Consider the following 17,489-nt stretch of genomic DNA (forward strand, 5'->3'; position numbering starts at 1 on the left):
TGCGGCCTCACGCCACCGCGCGCGCCAGCGCACAATGCGACCAGAGCTGGTGCAGCGCGCCGACCAGATGCTCGATATCGGCATCGCTGTGCAGCGGTGTCGGCGTAATACGCAGGCGCTCGGTCTTGCGCGGCACGGTCGGATAGTTGATCGGTTGCACATAGACACCGTGATTGTCGAGCAGGATATCCGAAATCCATTTGCACTTGGCGGCATCGCCCACCATGACAGGCACGATGTGGCTTGGGTTGTCCATGTGCGGAATACCGCGCGCGTCCAGAAGGCCGCGCAGCTTGCGCACCCGGTCCTGATGGCGCGCGCGCTCGAAGGGACTTGCCTTCAGATGCTGGATCGAAGCAATCGCGCCTGCGGCGAGCGACGGCGGCAGGGCCGTCGTGAAGATGAAGCCGGAAGCGAAGGAGCGGATGAAGTCGCAAACCGCCGTAGAACCGGTAATATAGCCGCCCATGACGCCGAAGGCCTTGCCGAGCGTTCCCTCGATGATCGTCAGGCGATCCATCAGGCCTTCGCGCTCGGCAATGCCACCGCCGCGCGGTCCATACATGCCAACGGCATGAACTTCGTCGAGATAGGTCATGGCGCCATAACGGTCGGCCAGATCGCAGATTTCCTTGATCGGCGCGATATCGCCATCCATCGAATAGACGGATTCGAAGGCGATCAGCTTCGGCGCATTCGGATCCGCCGCCTTGAGCTTGGCTTCGAGGTCTTCGAGATCGTTGTGCTTCCAGATCACCCGCTCGCAGCGGCCGTAACGGATGCCTTCGATCATCGAAGCATGGTTGAGCGCATCCGAGAAAATGATCAGGCCCGGAATTTTCTGACCGAGCGTGCCGAGGGTGGCCCAGTTGGAGACATAACCCGAGGTGAAAATCAGCGCCGATTCCTTGCCGTGGAGATCGGCAAGTTCGCGCTCGAGCAGGACGTGATAGTGGTTGGTGCCAGAAATATTCCGGGTGCCTCCCGCACCCGCGCCACAGTGATCGATGGCGGCCTTCATGGCTTCGATGACTTTCGGGTTCTGGCCCATGCCGAGATAGTCGTTGGAGCACCAGACGGTCACATCCTTGCGCTCGCCATTAGCGTTATACCGTGTCGCACGGGGGAAATTGCCCTGCTGGCGCTCGATATCCGCAAAAACGCGATAGCGTCCCTCAGAATGCAGGCTTTGCAGTTCCGTCGTGAAAAATGCCTCGAAGTCCATGCCATGCTCCAGAATTGACCAGATCGTTTTCTGCCTCGACACCGGGACCGTCAACCCTTGCGGGCCACATTAACCGCGTCTGCGTCAATTCGCCGTTGTTTTGAACCATTCCAATAAACCGTTTATAGAACCCGATGGAAAGTACAAAATTGATTCACATCAAAAAACCCGGATTTTTGGAACCTTTTTTACGCCGCGCCGTTGTTTGGGACGCAATCGATTTACGCTCGGAGGAATGCCGAAAGAGGAGGCTTCCCTAAACGACATCGAATTGTTAGTTATCTGTGGCGGTCGGAGGTAGCAGTCGCCGCAGATAAATATGGGACGCCTACCGAGCCGAAGAGCTCATTGTAACGTTGGAGAGAGTTTCATGAAAAAGGCAATCATATTTGCGCTCGTCGGCCTGTCGCTTGCAAGCTGCACGCAGACTGAAAAGGGAGCTTCCATCGGCGCCGTTTCCGGTGCTGTTATTGGTGGAGCTATCACGGGCAACGTTCGTGGCGCGGCAGTGGGTGCGGCAATCGGCGGCGTGGGCGGTGCCCTCATCGGCAATGCTTCCGAACCGGGCTATTGCTATTATCGCGACCAGTACGGTCAGCGTTACACGGCGCGTTGCCGCTAATCGCTTCGCGAAATACCGTTGCACAGAAGCCCCGGTCAACCGGGGCTTTTTGCGTTTTGGGCGGCAAAACACAAGCGCAAGGGTCCTCAAAGCCGTTTATTTATGATTAAATTGCAATGTTAACGGACAGGAAACGGGTTAGGGCGACAATAAAGGCTCAACCATAAAGCAGCTTATGCGAAGAACACGAACTAACCCGAAGACAGGTATTGCGTATCGGAAAGCTGGCACCGCGCTTGCGATTGCTGTGACGTTCGCCCTGTATCCGGCGTTTACCCGTGATGCCTTTGCCTTCAAACTGTTCGGCATGCGCCTCTGGGGTTCGGAAGAACCGGAGGTCGAGGTTATCAACCCCGTCAAATACGCCGTCACGCTCGATGCCACGGACGCCGATAGTTCCCTGAAAGACAGCCTGGAAAACAGTTCGCTGCTTCTTGCCGACAAGGACAAACCGGCCTCCGGCGATCTTGGCCTTCTGATAAAGGCAAGAGACGACCGGGACAGGCTGATCGCGGCGCTTTATGAAAACGCCCGTTATGGCGGCATCGTCAAGGTGACCGTCGCCGGCAAGGATGTGGATAGCCTGCCGCCCAATCCGGTGTTCGATCATTCCGCTCCGGTGCCCGTGGTCATCACGGTTACGCCCGGCCCGGTCTTCAAACTCGGCAATGTCAGGCTTGAAGGCGATGTCACCGGCCGCAACCTTGAGGAATATGGCCTGACGACCGGCGGCGACGCCGGTTCTCTCGCCATCATCCGCGCCGGCAACAAGCTGATCGATGATCTGAAGGCCGAAGGCCGTCCGCTTGCGAAGCTGACAAAACGCGAGGCGGTCGCCAATCACGCGACAAACACGGTGGACATTACCATGGCGGCCGAAGGCGGTCCGGTGGCGCCCCTCGGTACGGTCACCGTCACGGGCGAAAAAACCGTCGACGGCGATTTCATCCGCCGTTACTCGCGCCTCAATGGCGGCGAGCCCTATTCGCCGGAAAAACTGCGCAAGGCCGCCGACCGGCTGCGGCAGCTCGGCGTCTTTTCCAGCCTGACCATCAAGGAAGCGGGAACGCTTTCGCGCGACGGCACCATTCCGCTTACCATCGAGGTTTCGGAAGGCAAGCACCGCTATTTCGGCGTCGGCGCGCAATATTCCACCACCGAAGGCATCGGCCTTCAGGGTTATTGGGGCCACAGAAACCTGTTCGGACAGGCCGAATCGCTGCGTATCGAAGGTTCGGTTTCGCGCATCGCAGAGGCATCGAGCGTCGAAGGCATGGATTATTCGGCGGGCATCACTTTCACCAAGCCCGGCATGTTCAACCCGCGCACCACCTTCAAGACCAGCCTGATTGCCAAGACCGAACACCCCGATACATACGACGCCAAGACCGTGACGGGCACCGCCGGTTTCGCCTACGAGCTGAACGATACCGATACAGCCGCAGCCGGCCTCGAGGTGCAATGGGCCGATACGGAAGACGCATTCGGCAAGAACGAATATCTCACCACCTCCATCCCGCTGGAATTCGTTCGTGATACACGCGACGACAAGCTCAACCCGACCGAAGGCTTTCGCGCCTCTGTGGCCGCCAAGCCGAGCTATGAAGCACTGAACGGCACCTTCTTTTCCTCTTTCGAAGGCTCCATTTCGGGCTACAAGGGACTTGGCGCCGAGGACAGGCTGATCATGGCTGGAAAGCTTTCCGGTGGCGTGCTGGTCGGTGGCAGCGATCTGCAGGACATACCCACCACCAGGCGCTTTTATGCCGGCGGCGGCGGATCGGTACGCGGCTACAGCTATCAGGAAATATCGCCCTATAATGCCGCCGGCGATGCGACGGGCGGCCGCTCCTATGTCGTCGGCTCCGTTGAGGCCCGCATCAAGGTCACCGATACGATCGGCATCGTCCCCTTCATCGATGCGGGTGTGGTTTCGGAAGACGTGACACCCGATTTTTCCGATATCCGGGCTGGCGCCGGTATCGGCCTGCGTTACGCGACGCCCTTCGGGCCTCTGCGTCTCGATGTCGCCATGCCGCTCGACAAATACGATGGCGGCAACAGTTTCGGCATTTATGCTGGCATCGGTCAGTCTTTTTAAACGCCGCAGTCGAACACCCTTGCAACAGAGTGTAGATTACCCTTTATGAAAACGTTGATTCGATTGCTGAAATGGCTGGGCTACGCTGCTTTGTGCGGCGTGGTGCTGGTGTTGCTTGCGGTTCTGTTCGTCGGTTTTACCCCGATGGGCGCAAGAATCGCCGCAAAGCAGATTTCATCGCTCGTTTCCACGCCCGATCAGGTAATCGAGATTTCGCCCCCGAGCGGCCTTTTGACCGGCCGCCTGCGGCTCGACAATGTCACCCTTTCAGACCGGCAGGGACCCTATGCCCGCGTGAACCAGATCGCCGTCGACTGGTCGCCGCTCTCGCTGCTTGCCGGCACCTTCCATGCCGACCGGGTCTCGGCCGGATCGATCGATGTCGAGCGCAAACCGCTTGCCCCGGAGCAGACATCGACCAAGAGCTCCAGCAATTCCTCGCTGCCGATCGAAATCGCCGTCGACAAGTTCAGCTTTCCCGATATCAGCCTTGGCCAATCGCTTCTCGGCCGTCCCTTCGACCTGAACGCGGAAGGCAACCTGACGGCTGCCCAGGACGATATGCGGCTATCGCTCACCGCCCATCGGCTCAATGCGCCGGATGCGGAGGTTAATGCCGACATCGCCTTCCTTCCGAATGAAAATGTCCTGAAGCTGAAAGCGGAGATGAAGGAGCCCGAAGGCGGTCTTCTCGCCACGCTGCTTTCTCTTCCGGGAACACCTGCGGTGGCGATAGACCTCAACGGCGAAGGCCCGCTTTCCAACTGGACGGGCACGCTGCGCGGCAATGTCGCCGGCAACCCTGTCGTCAACGTCACCGGCCGCCACCTTCTTGCAGATGATGGCACCCGCCGTATCGAAATTGCAGGCGGCGGCCAGCCCGATCTGCTACTGCCTCCGGCCTTCCGCCAGCTTTTTGCTGGCGAGACAAAGCTCGACGCAAACGCCACGCTTTCGCCGCAGGGCCGTATCGAAATCGGCAGCAGCACGCTGGAGACCGGCACCCTGCTGTTGACGGCGTCAGGCACGGTCGATCCGAACGGTCAGAACGATCTCGCCGCCAATCTCATCGGCACCGCCGGCCCCGTGGATTTTCGCTGGCCGCTGGAGAATGGCGAGGTTCAGGCCCTCATCAATGGCCTCGATCTTTCCCTCAAGGGCGGTGCAGACGCCGCGCATCTCAACACGACGGTATCGTTGCGCAGCCTTTCCCTGCCGCAAGGCAGGCTCGATGACGTCAAGCTGACGGCCGAGAGCGCCGATCTCAACATCGCCAGCCGCAGCGGCACGATCGCGACGGTGCTGTCCGTGGCGCAATCCTCCTTCGTCAGCCCCGATATCGACCGGCTGGTGCGGGCGCCCCTCACCATCAAGGCGCCGCTCAGCCTCACTTCGTCAGCCATCGGCTTCGACGGCGCAACGCTGGAAAGCGCCAGTGTCGGTGGAACCCTGAACGGCAGTTTCGATCTTGCCGGCAATCGCCTGACCTCCAGCGTGCAGCTCTTCGCGCTGCCCGCCACCCTTCCACCGGCTCTCGCGGAAAAGTTCGACACCACCATCGCCCTCCAGAGCGATATCGACGTGACCATTGGCGGACGCACCAGCCTTGAAAACCTCGTCGTCAAGTCGGGAACCATCGAAGCGACCGGCAATGTCGGCCTCGAAAATGATGCATTGAGCGCCAGCCTGACGGGTAAATTTCCCGCTCTTGAAAAACTGACGCCACAGGCGAAGGGCGTCGCCGATTTTGCAATCGAAGCCAGCGGCGCGCTAACAGCACCGGATTTCAACGTCACCCTGAGTTCCGAAAGCGCAATCCTTGCCGGACGAACACTCGAATCGCTGAAGGTCAATGCAACGGGCAAGGCCGATCCCGCCGCGCCTCAGGCAAAGCTCACCGCCAGCGGCAGCCTCGACCGACAGAAGATCGACGCCAATGCCGATGTGGTGCAGACCGAAAACGGCACGGCCATCCCCGAGCTGCACGTGGCCGTAGGCCGGAATATCTTGAACGGCCAGCTGCAATTCTCGCAGCAATTCCTGCCATCGGGCAATCTCTCCTTCAATTTCCCCGACCTTGCCCTGCTCGCCGCCCTCGCCGCGCAGCAGGCGGATGGCGATATTGCCGGCGACATCGCCCTGAGCAACGCCAATGGCCGGATTGCCGCGACGATCAAGGCCAATGGCGGCAGCATCCGCCAGGGCACGACAACGATCTCCAAACTCGCCGCCGATATTTCCATCGACGATCTTCAGGCTCTCGCCATCAATGGCAAGGTCAGCGCCGACAGCGTCAATGCCGGCGCCGCCGCGATATCAGGCCTGAATGCCACCATCGGCCATTCCGGCACGACGACCCAGTTCGACGTCAATGGCCGTTACGACAATGCGCCGCTGGTGGTAAAGGGCAGTGCTGAGACCGGTGGATCGCCCATGACGGTGCGCGTCGACGCCTTTTCCGCCGCCCCCAAGGGCATTGCCGTTCGCCTTGAAAAACCGAGCACCATCGCCATCCAGAGCGGCACGGCCCGCATCTCCGATCTGACCATCATCACGGGTGAAGGACGCGTCGAGGTCAACGGCAGCGCCGGGTCGACGCTCGACATCAATGCCGATATCCGTTCGCTGCCCGCCAGTCTCGCAAATGCCTTCGCCACCGGGCTGGATGCGGCAGGCAGCATCTCCGGCACAGTGAGCGCCAAGGGTGCGGCATCGAACCCCGCGGTCGATTACAATCTGAACTGGACCAATGCCGAGGTCGCGCAGACACGTGCGGCAGGCCTCGCCGCACTCGGCATCAAGGCGAACGGCCGTTTTGCCGGCGGCACCTTGCAGATCGACACCAATGTATCCGGCCAGGGCGGCATGTCGCTTTCCGGCGGCGGCTCGCTCGGCGTCGCCGGCAATCGTCCGCTTTCCATGGCGTTTTCCGGCAGGCTGCCCTTCTCCGCCGTCGCAGCGCAAACCGCAGCGCAGGGCCTCGATGTGGACGGCACCGCCGCCATCGATGTGAAGATTTCCGGCAGCGCTTCCGCACCTGTCGTTACTGGCAGCATCACCACCGATGGTACGCGCCTGACCGACGTGCGCCGGAACCTGACCATCAACGATCTGGGCGCCACCATCACCTTCGACCGTGACCGCGCCGTCATTTCGCGACTGACGGGCAAGCTGGCCGGCGGCGGAACGATCTCGGGAACCGGCAGCGTCGGCATAGCCGGTGGTTCTGGTTTCCCCGCCGATATATCGATCACGCTTAATCGCGCCGGTTATAATGACGGCACGCTGGTGACGACGGTGGTAAGCGGCACGCTGACGTTGAAGGGCCCGCTGCTGAATTCCCCCGTGCTGGGCGGCAACCTGACGCTGGACAGAAGCGCCATCACCATTCCGGAAAAGCTTCCGGCCTCGCTGACGGAAATCGATGTCAAGCACAAGAACGCGCCACCGAAGGTGCGCGCGCAGGCCAAGGCGCTCGGGGCTGATCAGGGCGGCAGCGGCAGCTCGTCCACCATCAATCTCGATCTGCAGGTGAACGCACCGAGCGGCATCTTCGTACGCGGACGCGGCATCGATGCGGAACTCACGGGCAATCTGACGATCCGTGGCACGGCGGCCGTTCCCGTCATTTCCGGCGGCTTCGAAATGCGCCGTGGCCGGCTCGAAATCCTCACTCGCCGCCTCGATTTCACCACCGGCAATATCAGTTTCGGCGGCGGCCTCGTTCCGGTCCTCGATATGAAGGCGGACTCGACGGTCGGTTCGACGACCATCACCGTGGCCGTTTCCGGCAACGCCAACGATCCGACCTTTGCCTTCTCCTCGGCGCCCGCCCTGCCGCAGGATGAGGTGATGGCGCAGCTAATCTTCGGCCAGTCCATGTCGAAACTCTCGGCTCTGCAGATCGCAAGGCTGGCCGATGCCGCCGCCCAGTTGGCCGGCGGGCGTTCCACCTCGCTGTTCGACAAGCTCAGAAGCAATCTCGGCGTCGACGATCTCGATATTTCGACAGATTCCGAAGGGCAGGCCCGTGTTTCCGCCGGTAAATATCTGAACGAAAGAACCTATCTCGAGCTGCAGCAAAGCGGCGAATCCGGCGCAAAAGCCATCATCAACCTCGATGTCGGACGGGGTGTGAAGCTACGCGGGGAAGCGGGCGGCGATGGCGAAGGCGCAGCCGGCATATTTTACGAGAAAGAATATTAGCATTCCCAGTAAAAGTGCGTGGCGGTTTTTACGTCCGGACAATGCGTAAAATCAAAGAGAGTATTTTCGTGTTTCTAAGAAAAGCGAAAACACTCCAGCGCCGCTTCGCATTTAGGTTTGCGAAACCATCTGATGATACAAATCATCCATTGAAGACGGAAATATTGTTTCCGGCTGTTCAGGCACCAGGCAGAACGCCAAATCCGCATATGCAAGTGTCGGTGCACTTGCGCCGGCCTCCACAGCGAGCATTGGGAAGAATTCTGATGGCAATGATTAACTCTACCAATTTTGGCGGTGAGACGCTCGAAATCATCGCGTTCCGCCTGCATGATCAGGAATTCTGCGTGAAGACGACGACCATACGCGAAATTCGCGGCTGGGCGCCTTCTACGCCCATTCCCCACGCGCCGAAAGACGTCATCGGCGTCATGAACCTTCGCGGCTCCGTCATTCCGATCATCGATCTGGCTCACAAGCTCGGCATGAAGAGCACCGTCGCCAATGAGAGAAGCGCCATCGTGGTGGCGGAAGTGCACAACATGGTCATCGGCATGCTCGTCGACCGCGTTTCCGACATTCTGACGATCCCGGCAAACCAGGTTCAGCCGGTTCCGGAAATCTCGGCCTCCTTCGACAAGTCCTATTCGGAAGGCATCATCGCCAACGAACACGGCATGATCTGCTTCCTGAACCTTGCGAAAATGTTCAAGGGAACCGAAGCGGAAGATCTCGCGGCCTAATCAGGCCTTTTTGTCAGGCCACGCCACACGAAGACTATCGATCAATCCAGACCGCCGGAGCACTCGCCCGGCGGTTTTGTTTTTACTCTTTACCTCGCCTTATTAAATAAGAACATTTTAATATTATGGATATCTAATATTAAAAGCCGTGGAACAGTATCGCGCCGGCACGAATATCACGCTGGCCCGATACCTGACCGAGGCGGAGAGACGGAAGTGCCTGCATTGCTGCCTTCGGCGGCAAACCTGTTCGTTGTTCAACATGATACGGCGTGGACCGCATATCCTGTGCGGCTCGCCGCGCCGTGGGCCGTTTTTGGGGGACGTATAATGCTGGGGTTAGGGAAAAGCGCAGACAACAGAAATATGCTCGATGCGATATCGAGATCGCAGGCGGTCATAGAATTCGATCTCAAGGGTAATATCCTCACCGCGAATAAAAATTTCTGCACGGCGCTGGGTTATGATCTCACCGAGATCGTCGGCAAGCACCATCGCATCTTCTGCGACAGCGAGCTTGCCGCGTCGCGGGCCTATCAGGAATTCTGGGAGTCTCTCGCCCGTGGCGAGTTCCAGGCCAAGGAATATCGCCGTATCCGCAAGGACGGCTCGGTTATCTGGATCGAGGCCTCTTACAACCCGGTTTTCCGTTCCGGCAAACCCTATAAGGTCGTGAAGATCGCCACCGACATCACCGCCAAGAAAATCAGGGCCGTGGACGATGCGGGCAAGCTGGAGGCGCTCTCCCGTTCGCAGGCCACCATCGAGTTTTTCCCGGATGGCACCATCATCACCGCCAACCCGAATTTTTGCGCCACGGTGAATTACGACCTCAAGGAAATCGAGGGCAGGCATCACCGCATGTTCTGCGATCCAGCGTATGCCGCCTCGCCCGCCTATGGCAATTTCTGGCCGCGACTGGCGGCAGGGGAATTCATCTCGGATGAATTTGTCCGCTATGGAAAGAACGGCAAGGAAATATGGATCCAGGCCGCCTATAATCCGGTGCTGGACGAGGCGGGCAAGGTGGTCAAAGTGGTGAAATTCGCCACGGATGTCACGCCGCGCATGAGCGCCATCAGTGTGCTTGCCGATGCCCTGCGGGCGCTGGCCGAAGGTGATCTTGTGCAGCGCCTCGACAACAGCTTCGTGCCCAGCATGGAAAAGCTGCGCGCGGACTTCAACGAAGTCGTCGCCAAGCTGCAGGCCACCATGCAGACCATCGCCCACAATGCCTCGACAATCGCCTCGGGCTCCGGCGAAATCCGCATCGCCGCCGATCAGCTTTCGCAGCGCACCGAACAGCAGGCCGCCTCGCTGGAAGAGACCGCAGCCGCGCTGGAGGAAATCACCACCACCGTTACCGATGCCAGCCAGCGCGCCGGCGAGGCCGGCAAGCTGGTGCTGCGGACGAGAGAACATGCCGAACATTCCGGCGACATCGTCCAGCAGGCAATTTCCGCCATGGATGCGATTTCCCGTTCCTCGGGTGAAATCACCAATATCATCGGCGTCATTGACGACATCGCCTTCCAGACCAATCTTCTGGCCCTGAATGCGGGTGTCGAAGCCGCCCGGGCCGGCGAAGCGGGCAAGGGTTTCGCCGTTGTGGCGCAGGAGGTCCGCGAACTCGCACAACGGTCCGCCGTTGCGGCCAAGGAAATCAAATCCCTCATCAACACCTCCCGCGAGCAGGTCGCCAACGGTGTGGATCTGGTTGGCAGAACCGGCGGCGCGCTCCGGGATATCCAGTCGCAGATGAGCGAGATCGACACCAATGTCTCGGCGATCGTTGAAGCCTCGCGCGAACAGGCGAATGGTCTCAGCGAAATCAATCAGGCCGTCAACGTCATGGATCAGGCCACCCAGAAAAACGCCGCCATGGTGGAGGAAACCACCGCCGCCAGCCACGGCCTCGCCACGGAGGCGGAAAATCTGCACGAATTGCTGCGGCAGTTCAGAATATCCCACGAGGCATCGGCATCGCCCGCCCGCCCGGCCGACAAAAAGCCAGCCGTCGTCACCCGGCTCTCTACGCCGCAACCGCGATATGCCGCCGCGCCAAGGTCTCACGGAAACGCAGCCGCCGAATGGGCGGAATTCTAGGCCCGCTCTGAAGCCAAGGGCCGCCGGGAAACGGCGGCCTCAATGTTATAGAATGATACGATCCGCCCGGGTGAAGATTTCAAAATCGTCACCTCTCACCAGCGCCACAAGTGTGACACCCGAACTCTCGGCCGTTTCGATGGCGAGTGCAGTGGGCGCGGAGATCGCCGCCAGAATGGGGCTGCCAAGAATGGCCGTCTTCTGGACCATTTCCACCGACAGTCGGCTGGTGACCACCACAATACCCTTATCGGGCGATAGGTCCGCATTGACGACCGCACCTGCGAGCTTGTCGAGCGCATTGTGGCGGCCGACATCTTCGCGGACAGCAAGCAGCCCTTTTTGAGGATTGTAGAAACCCGCGCCGTGAACTGCCCTCGTTTCGCGATTGAGGCTTTGCGCTTCATTCAGCGCTTTCACCGCGGCAACGATGTCATCTCCGTCAACGCAGACTTCCACGTCGCTCAACTCCGGTACCACGCGGACCGCCTGTTCTATGGATTCGATGCCACAAAGACCGCAGCCGACGGGGCCTGCCATATGCCGCCGTCTTGCCCTCAGCGCATCCGCATTGGCATCCTGCAAATCCACCTGAACATCGAAGCCCTGCCCGGCCTCGATCACCGCGATGGAACGGATTTCCGCCCTTGTGGATATGATGCCTTCCGTAAGACTGAAACCAACCGCGAAATCGACAAGATCAGCGGGGCTGGCCATCATCACGGCATGGGTGCTGCCGCCATAGGAAAAGGCAACCGGCACCTCCTCCGGCACCGCCCTCTCGCCCTCCACTATGGCCCCTTCGCGCAAAGCTGTTCTTGCGACCCTTCGGTAACTTGCCTCTGCCGACACCCGATCACTCCTCCATGACGAAAATCCGCTTCGTCTCTCTCACGATCTCAAAGCAGCATTTCTTCCCGGTATCACATCTAACCGAAAGCCCTGAAAATCGGAATCGGTTTCCCGGGTGCACCCGTTGAAGGCGCTCCTTGCCTCACCCATTTTCCGCACGTCCACTACTGATGTAATCCCGCCAACGCCATTCGGAATCTCAGATCAGGCCAAGTGACGGGTTTCTATGCGAAAGCAGCCATGCTTCGTCTGATATGGTGAGGCAACAGCCCAAAACAAAAAAGCGACCGAAGCGGCCGCTTTCTGCTTTAGGTTTTTTGTGGGCAGTCATTCTTTCGAACCCGCCCGGTGCTTTCAAGCAGCGACGAGAACCTCATGCAGGTTCGTCAGTTCGTAAAGGTGCTTTTCAAGCTTGGTCAGATGTTCGTGATGATGATTGCCCTCTTCGATTTCGGCCTTGGCCGCATCGATACGCTTCTGCAGCGTGTCGGGGGACATGTCATCGGCCGAAACGGCGGATTCGGCGAGAAGCGTGCAGCCGGTCGGCAGAATATCGGCAAAACCGCCGAAGACGACATATTTATGCGTCTCGCCGGAAGCGAACTTCACCGTTACCAGACCCGGCTTGATCGTGGTCATCGTCGGCGCATGATTGGCCAGAACGGTCATCTCACCCAGCGTAGCCGGGATGACGACTTCCGTAACCGTTTCGGAAACGAGCAGACGCTCCGGGGAAACGAGATCGAATTTGAAACTGTCAGCCATGGCTATTCACTTCTTTTCAATTACGCGGGCGTCACGGACTTGTCTTTTACAACGCAGGCGAAAGCCGTTCCGGTTCGCCACCATTGTCAGCAGGGCGCGCGGCTAGAGCCACGCGCCCGCCAATTCATGATCAGGCAGCCTCGGCAGCCAGCTTCTTTGCCTTTTCGATGGCTTCTTCCATCGAACCGACCATGTAGAAAGCGGCTTCCGGCAGGTTGTCATACTCGCCGTTGACCAGGCCCTTGAAGCCCTTGATCGTGTCTTCGAGAGCGACCAGCTTGCCTGGCGAACCGGTGAAGACTTCAGCAACGAAGAACGGCTGCGACAGGAAGCGCTCGATCTTGCGGGCGCGGGCAACCGTCAGCTTGTCTTCTTCCGACAATTCGTCCATGCCGAGGATGGCGATGATGTCCTGGAGAGCCTTGTAGCGCTGCAGGGTCGACTGAACCTTACGAGCCACTTCATAGTGCTCTTCGCCGACGATCATCGGGTCAAGCATACGCGAGGTGGAGTCGAGCGGGTCAACGGCCGGGTAGATACCCTTTTCAGCGATCGAACGCGACAGAACCGTCGTTGCGTCAAGATGCGCGAACGAAGTTGCAGGAGCCGGGTCGGTCAAGTCGTCGGCGGGAACGTAAATGGCCTGAACCGAGGTGATCGAACCCTTGGTCGTGGTGGTGATGCGTTCCTGCATCTGGCCCATGTCCGTTGCGAGCGTCGGCTGGTAGCCCACGGCCGAAGGAATACGGCCGAGCAGAGCCGATACTTCCGAACCAGCCTGCGTGAAGCGGAAGATGTTGTCCACGAAGAACAGAACGTCCTGGCCTTCATCGCGGAAGTTTTCAGCGATCGTCAGACCGGTCAGAGCGACGCGAGCGCGGGCGCCCGGCGGTTCGTTCATCTGGCCGTAAACGAGTGCTGCCTTGGAACCTTCGCCGCCGCCGAGCTTGTTGACGTTCGACTCGATCATTTCGTGATAGAGGTCGTTACCTTCGCGGGTACGCTCACCAACACCGGCGAATACCGAGTAACCGCCGTGCGCCTTGGCGACGTTGTTGATGAGTTCCATGATGAGAACCGTCTTGCCAACCCCGGCGCCGCCGAACAGGCCGATCTTACCGCCCTTGGCGTAAGGAGCCAGAAGGTCGACGACCTTGATGCCCGTGACGAGGATCTGTGCTTCCGTCGACTGCTCGACGTAAGACGGCGCGTCCTGGTGGATGGCGCGCTTCTTGGCCGTGGTGATCGGACCGGCTTCGTCAACCGGCTCACCGATGACGTTCATGATGCGGCCGAGCGTTTCGGGACCGACCGGAACTTCGATCGGCGCACCCGTGTTGACGACGCCCTGACCGCGAACCAGACCTTCGGTCGAGTCCATGGCGATCGTGCGAACGACGTTTTCGCCGAGATGCTGCGCGACTTCCAGAACGAGGCGGTTGCCATTGTTCTCGGTTTCGAGCGCGTTCAGGATCGGAGGCAGTTCGCCTTCGAACGCCACGTCGACAACAGCGCCGATAACCTGGGTAACCTTGCCCGCGCCGTTCACCGCTGCGGTTTTCTTGGGGGTAGCTGCCTTAGCCATTATCCTTACCCTCTTTCCTTACCTCAGAGCGCTTCCGCGCCCGAAATGATTTCAATGAGTTCCTTGGTGATCTGAGCCTGACGCTGACGGTTGTAGGAAAGCGTCAGCTTGTTGATCATCTCACCGGCATTGCGCGTTGCATTGTCCATCGCGCTCATCTTGGCGCCCATTTCACCGGCAACGTTTTCGAGCAGAGCCCGGAAAACCTGAACCGAAATGTTGCGCGGAATAAGGTCTTCCAGAATAGAAGCCGCATCCGGCTCATATTCGTAGACGGCGTTCTGCGTCGCGGCATCCTCTTCCACAACAGGCGTTGCGGCCGGAATGAGCTGCAGGCCGGTCGGGATCTGGCTGATGACGGACTTGAATTCCGAATAGATCAGCGTGCAGACATCGAACTCACCGGCGTTGAAGAGCGAGATCACCTTCTTGGCGATCTGGTCGGCATTTTCGAAACCGACCTTCTTCACGTCGCGCAGTTCAATGCGCTCGATGATGTTGGCTGCAAATTCGCGGCGAAGGCTGTCGTAACCCTTCTTGCCAACCGTGATGATCTTGACCGTCTTGCCTTCCGAAATCAGCTTGCGGGCGTGATCGCGGGCAAAACGGGAAATCTGCGAGTTGAAACCGCCGCAAAGGCCACGTTCAGCCGTGCAGACGACGAGCAGGTGCACGTCGTCCTTGCCGGTGCCGGTCATCAGCGCCGGAGCAACGTCCGCCTCGACCGCCTTGGCGATGTTGGCGAGAACGGCGCTCATGCGCTGAGAATAAGGCCGGGCGGCCTCCGCAGCTTCCTGGGCGCGCCGAAGCTTCGCCGCGGCGACCATTTTCATCGCCTTGGTAATCTTCTGCGTCGCCTTTACGGAGGCAATGCGGTTTTTCAGATCCTTTAGTGAAGGCATCCGTTATCCGTCCGAGTAAAAGAGCCCTGATTACGAGAAAGACTTGGCGAAGCTATCAAGAGCGCCCTTGAGCTTGCCCTTGGTATCGTCGCTGATAGCCTTTTCCATGCGGATGGTGTCGAGGATCGCCTTGCCTTCCGAGCGGAGGTAGGAAAGCAGACCCTGCTCGAACTTGCCGACCTGCGCGACCGGAACCTTGTCGAGGTAACCGTTGACACCGGCGAATATCACCGCGACCTGTTCTTCCGTCTTGAGCGGAGAGAACTGCGGCTGCTTCAGAAGCTCGGTCAGGCGGGCGCCGCGGTTGAGCAGGCGCTGCGTGGAAGCGTCGAGGTCCGAACCGAACTGGGCGAAGGCAGCCATTTCGCGATACTGGGCAAGTTCACCCTTGATCGAACCGGCAACCTGCTTCATCGCCTTGATCTGAGCGGCGGAGCCAACGCGCGAAACCGACAGACCGACGTTAACGGCCGGACGAATGCCCTGATAGAACAGGTCGGTTTCAAGGAAGATCTGGCCGTCGGTGATCGAGATCACGTTGGTCGGAATAAAGGCCGAAACGTCGTTACCCTGGGTTTCGATGACCGGCAGAGCCGTCAGCGAACCAGCGCCCATTTCGTCGGAGAGCTTTGCAGCGCGCTCGAGAAGACGGGAGTGAAGGTAGAAAACGTCGCCCGGATAAGCTTCGCGGCCCGGCGGGCGGCGCAGCAGAAGCGACATCTGACGATAGGCAACGGCCTGCTTGGAAAGGTCGTCGTAGCCGATGAGAGCGTGCTTGCCGTTGTCACGGAAGTACTCGCCCATGGCGCAACCGGCAAACGGAGCAAGGTACTGCATCGGAGCCGGGTCGGAAGCGGTAGCAGCAACGATGATCGAATACTGCAGCGCGCCGCGCTCTTCCAGAACCTTCACGAACTGGGCGACGGTCGAACGCTTCTGACCGATAGCGACGTAAACGCAATAAAGCTTGTCGCCGTCAGGGCCATTATCGTGAATGGCCTTCTGGTTCAGGATCGTGTCGAGAATGATGGCGGTCTTGCCGGTCTGGCGGTCGCCGATGACGAGCTCGCGCTGGCCGCGGCCAACCGGGATGAGCGCGTCGATGGCCTTGAGGCCGGTCGACATCGGCTCATGAACCGACTTGCGCGGAATGATGCCGGGAGCCTTGACGTCAACGCGCGAACGCTTGGCGGCATTGATCGGGCCCTTGCCGTCGATCGGGTTGCCGAGCGCGTCAACGACGCGGCCGAGCAGTTCCGGGCCGACAGGAACGTCAACGATAGCGCCAGTCCGCTTTACGGTGTCGCCTTCCTTGATGTCACGGTCCGAACCGAAGATAACCACACCGACGTTGTCGGCTTCGAGGTTGAGCGCCATGCCGCGAATGCCGCCGGGAAACTCGACCATTTCGCCGGCCTGAACATTGTCGAGGCCATAGACGCGGGCGATACCGTCACCGACGGAAAGCACCTGACCGACTTCCGAGACTTCCGCCTCGTTGCCGAAATTTTTGATTTGATCTTTCAGAATTGCGGAAATTTCCGCGGCGCGGATATCCATCAGCCAACCTCTTTCAGTGCAAGCTTAAGGGTGGAAAGTTTGGTGCGAAGAGACGTATCGATCTGGCGAGAGCCGACCTTGACGATCAGGCCGCCGAGGATCGACGGATCGACGGTAACGGAAACCGCCACATCCTTGCCGGTAACGCTCTTCAGCGCCGCCTTCAGTTCAGTTTCCTGCGCCTCGTCGAGCGCATGTGCCGAGGTGACCTCGGCGGTGATTTCGCCGCGGTGGGCGGCGGCAATGGTGCGGTAGGCGCGGATCATGCCGGGAACGGCAAAGAGACGGCGATTATTCGCAACGACCTTGAGGAAATTGAGAGCGAGACCGGCAATGCCGGCCTTTTCGCAGATCGCGGTGATTGCCTTGAACTGATCCTCGGCGGAAAACACCGGGCTCGCAACCAGACGCTTCAAATCGTCGCTTTCGTCGAGAAGTGCGCCGAACTTATCCAGATCGGCCTGAACCGCTTCGACCGCACCCGCTTCCAAAGCAAGCTCGAAAAGCGACGACGCATACCTTTCCGCTACACCGGATGTTCCATGGGAGGTGTCTGCCACGGGCACTTTTTCCCTGCTAATCGTCCAAGACCATCAGCGATGGGGCTCCACCGCATCAAATTCTTGAAATCGTTTCAATTTCCCCGAAAAAGACCGGAATTCCCCCCTGCCTTTTCCCAATTTCGCGGTCCGTCTAGCATAGGACGCCGGGACTCGCAACACGCGTAATAGCGGAAAGCGCCGTTTGGGCAAGGGGGAATGCGTTTAAATTTTCCGATTTCGCCCAGGATGCGGCATCTGTGCGTCACAAAAGGCAAAAAGC

12 protein-coding genes are annotated in these 17,489 nt (G+C 59.4%); 5 read left to right on the forward strand and 7 right to left on the reverse strand.

Annotation, left to right across the window (positions count from 1 at the left end):
• Positions 1-7 precede the first annotated feature (7 nt).
• On the reverse strand, positions 8-1,225 hold the full coding sequence (hemA, locus tag I3J13_RS06080) for a 5-aminolevulinate synthase (protein WP_003521261.1): 1,218 nt from the start codon (positions 1,223-1,225) through the stop codon (positions 8-10).
• 370 nt (positions 1,226-1,595) lie between these two features.
• On the opposite strand from hemA, the gene I3J13_RS06085 reads away from it, so the two are divergent.
• The 5 genes from I3J13_RS06085 to I3J13_RS06105 all read left to right on the forward strand — a co-directional run bounded on the left by I3J13_RS06085 (position 1,596) and on the right by I3J13_RS06105 (position 11,003).
• Positions 1,596-1,847, forward strand: coding sequence for a YMGG-like glycine zipper-containing protein (locus I3J13_RS06085; RefSeq protein ID WP_003504940.1), 252 nt, complete (start codon positions 1,596-1,598; stop codon positions 1,845-1,847).
• A gap of 175 nt (positions 1,848-2,022) precedes the next feature.
• The gene (locus tag I3J13_RS06090; RefSeq protein ID WP_196378279.1) at positions 2,023-3,948 is read left to right on the forward strand and encodes an autotransporter assembly complex protein TamA; all 1,926 of its coding nucleotides are present in this window, start codon (positions 2,023-2,025) and stop codon (positions 3,946-3,948) included.
• 45 nt (positions 3,949-3,993) lie between these two features.
• Positions 3,994-8,154: a translocation/assembly module TamB domain-containing protein gene (locus tag I3J13_RS06095; protein WP_196378280.1), complete on the forward strand. Its 4,161-nt coding sequence runs from the start codon at positions 3,994-3,996 to the stop codon at positions 8,152-8,154.
• Between the two features lie 266 nt (positions 8,155-8,420).
• Entirely contained in the window at positions 8,421-8,897 is a 477-nt protein-coding gene (locus tag I3J13_RS06100; RefSeq protein ID WP_003504949.1) for a chemotaxis protein CheW, read from the forward strand.
• 330 nt (positions 8,898-9,227) lie between these two features.
• Complete coding sequence (locus tag I3J13_RS06105; protein ID WP_420867939.1) at positions 9,228-11,003, forward strand: methyl-accepting chemotaxis protein; 1,776 nt, start codon at positions 9,228-9,230, stop codon at positions 11,001-11,003.
• Between the two features lie 45 nt (positions 11,004-11,048).
• Here I3J13_RS06105 and fdhD read toward each other — a convergent pair whose 3' ends face one another.
• The 6 genes from fdhD to I3J13_RS06135 form a co-directional block, all read right to left on the reverse strand.
• Positions 11,049-11,855: a formate dehydrogenase accessory sulfurtransferase FdhD gene (gene fdhD, locus I3J13_RS06110; RefSeq protein ID WP_196378282.1), complete on the reverse strand. Its 807-nt coding sequence runs from the start codon at positions 11,853-11,855 to the stop codon at positions 11,049-11,051.
• A 354-nt stretch (positions 11,856-12,209) separates the two neighbouring features.
• Entirely contained in the window at positions 12,210-12,620 is a 411-nt protein-coding gene (locus tag I3J13_RS06115; RefSeq protein ID WP_003492358.1) for a F0F1 ATP synthase subunit epsilon, read from the reverse strand.
• Positions 12,621-12,750: 130 nt separating this feature from the next.
• A complete protein-coding gene (gene atpD / locus I3J13_RS06120) occupies positions 12,751-14,205 on the reverse strand; it encodes a F0F1 ATP synthase subunit beta (RefSeq protein WP_003523533.1) in 1,455 nt (484 codons plus the stop codon).
• Between the two features lie 23 nt (positions 14,206-14,228).
• Positions 14,229-15,107 carry a F0F1 ATP synthase subunit gamma gene (locus I3J13_RS06125; protein ID WP_035263533.1) on the reverse strand — a complete coding sequence of 293 codons (879 nt, stop codon included), beginning with the start codon at positions 15,105-15,107 and terminating at the stop codon, positions 14,229-14,231.
• A gap of 30 nt (positions 15,108-15,137) precedes the next feature.
• Positions 15,138-16,667, reverse strand: a complete 1,530-nt coding sequence (gene atpA, locus I3J13_RS06130; RefSeq protein WP_196378283.1) for a F0F1 ATP synthase subunit alpha — start codon at positions 16,665-16,667, stop codon at positions 15,138-15,140.
• Positions 16,667-17,233 (reverse strand): F0F1 ATP synthase subunit delta, encoded by a 567-nt coding sequence (locus tag I3J13_RS06135; protein WP_170988551.1) that lies wholly within the window; start codon positions 17,231-17,233, stop codon positions 16,667-16,669. Before I3J13_RS06135 ends, atpA begins: the two co-directional genes overlap by 1 nt.
• Positions 17,234-17,489: the final 256 nt, after the last annotated feature.

The organism is Agrobacterium leguminum (assembly GCF_015704895.1).
Taxonomy (GTDB): domain Bacteria; phylum Pseudomonadota; class Alphaproteobacteria; order Rhizobiales; family Rhizobiaceae; genus Agrobacterium; species Agrobacterium leguminum.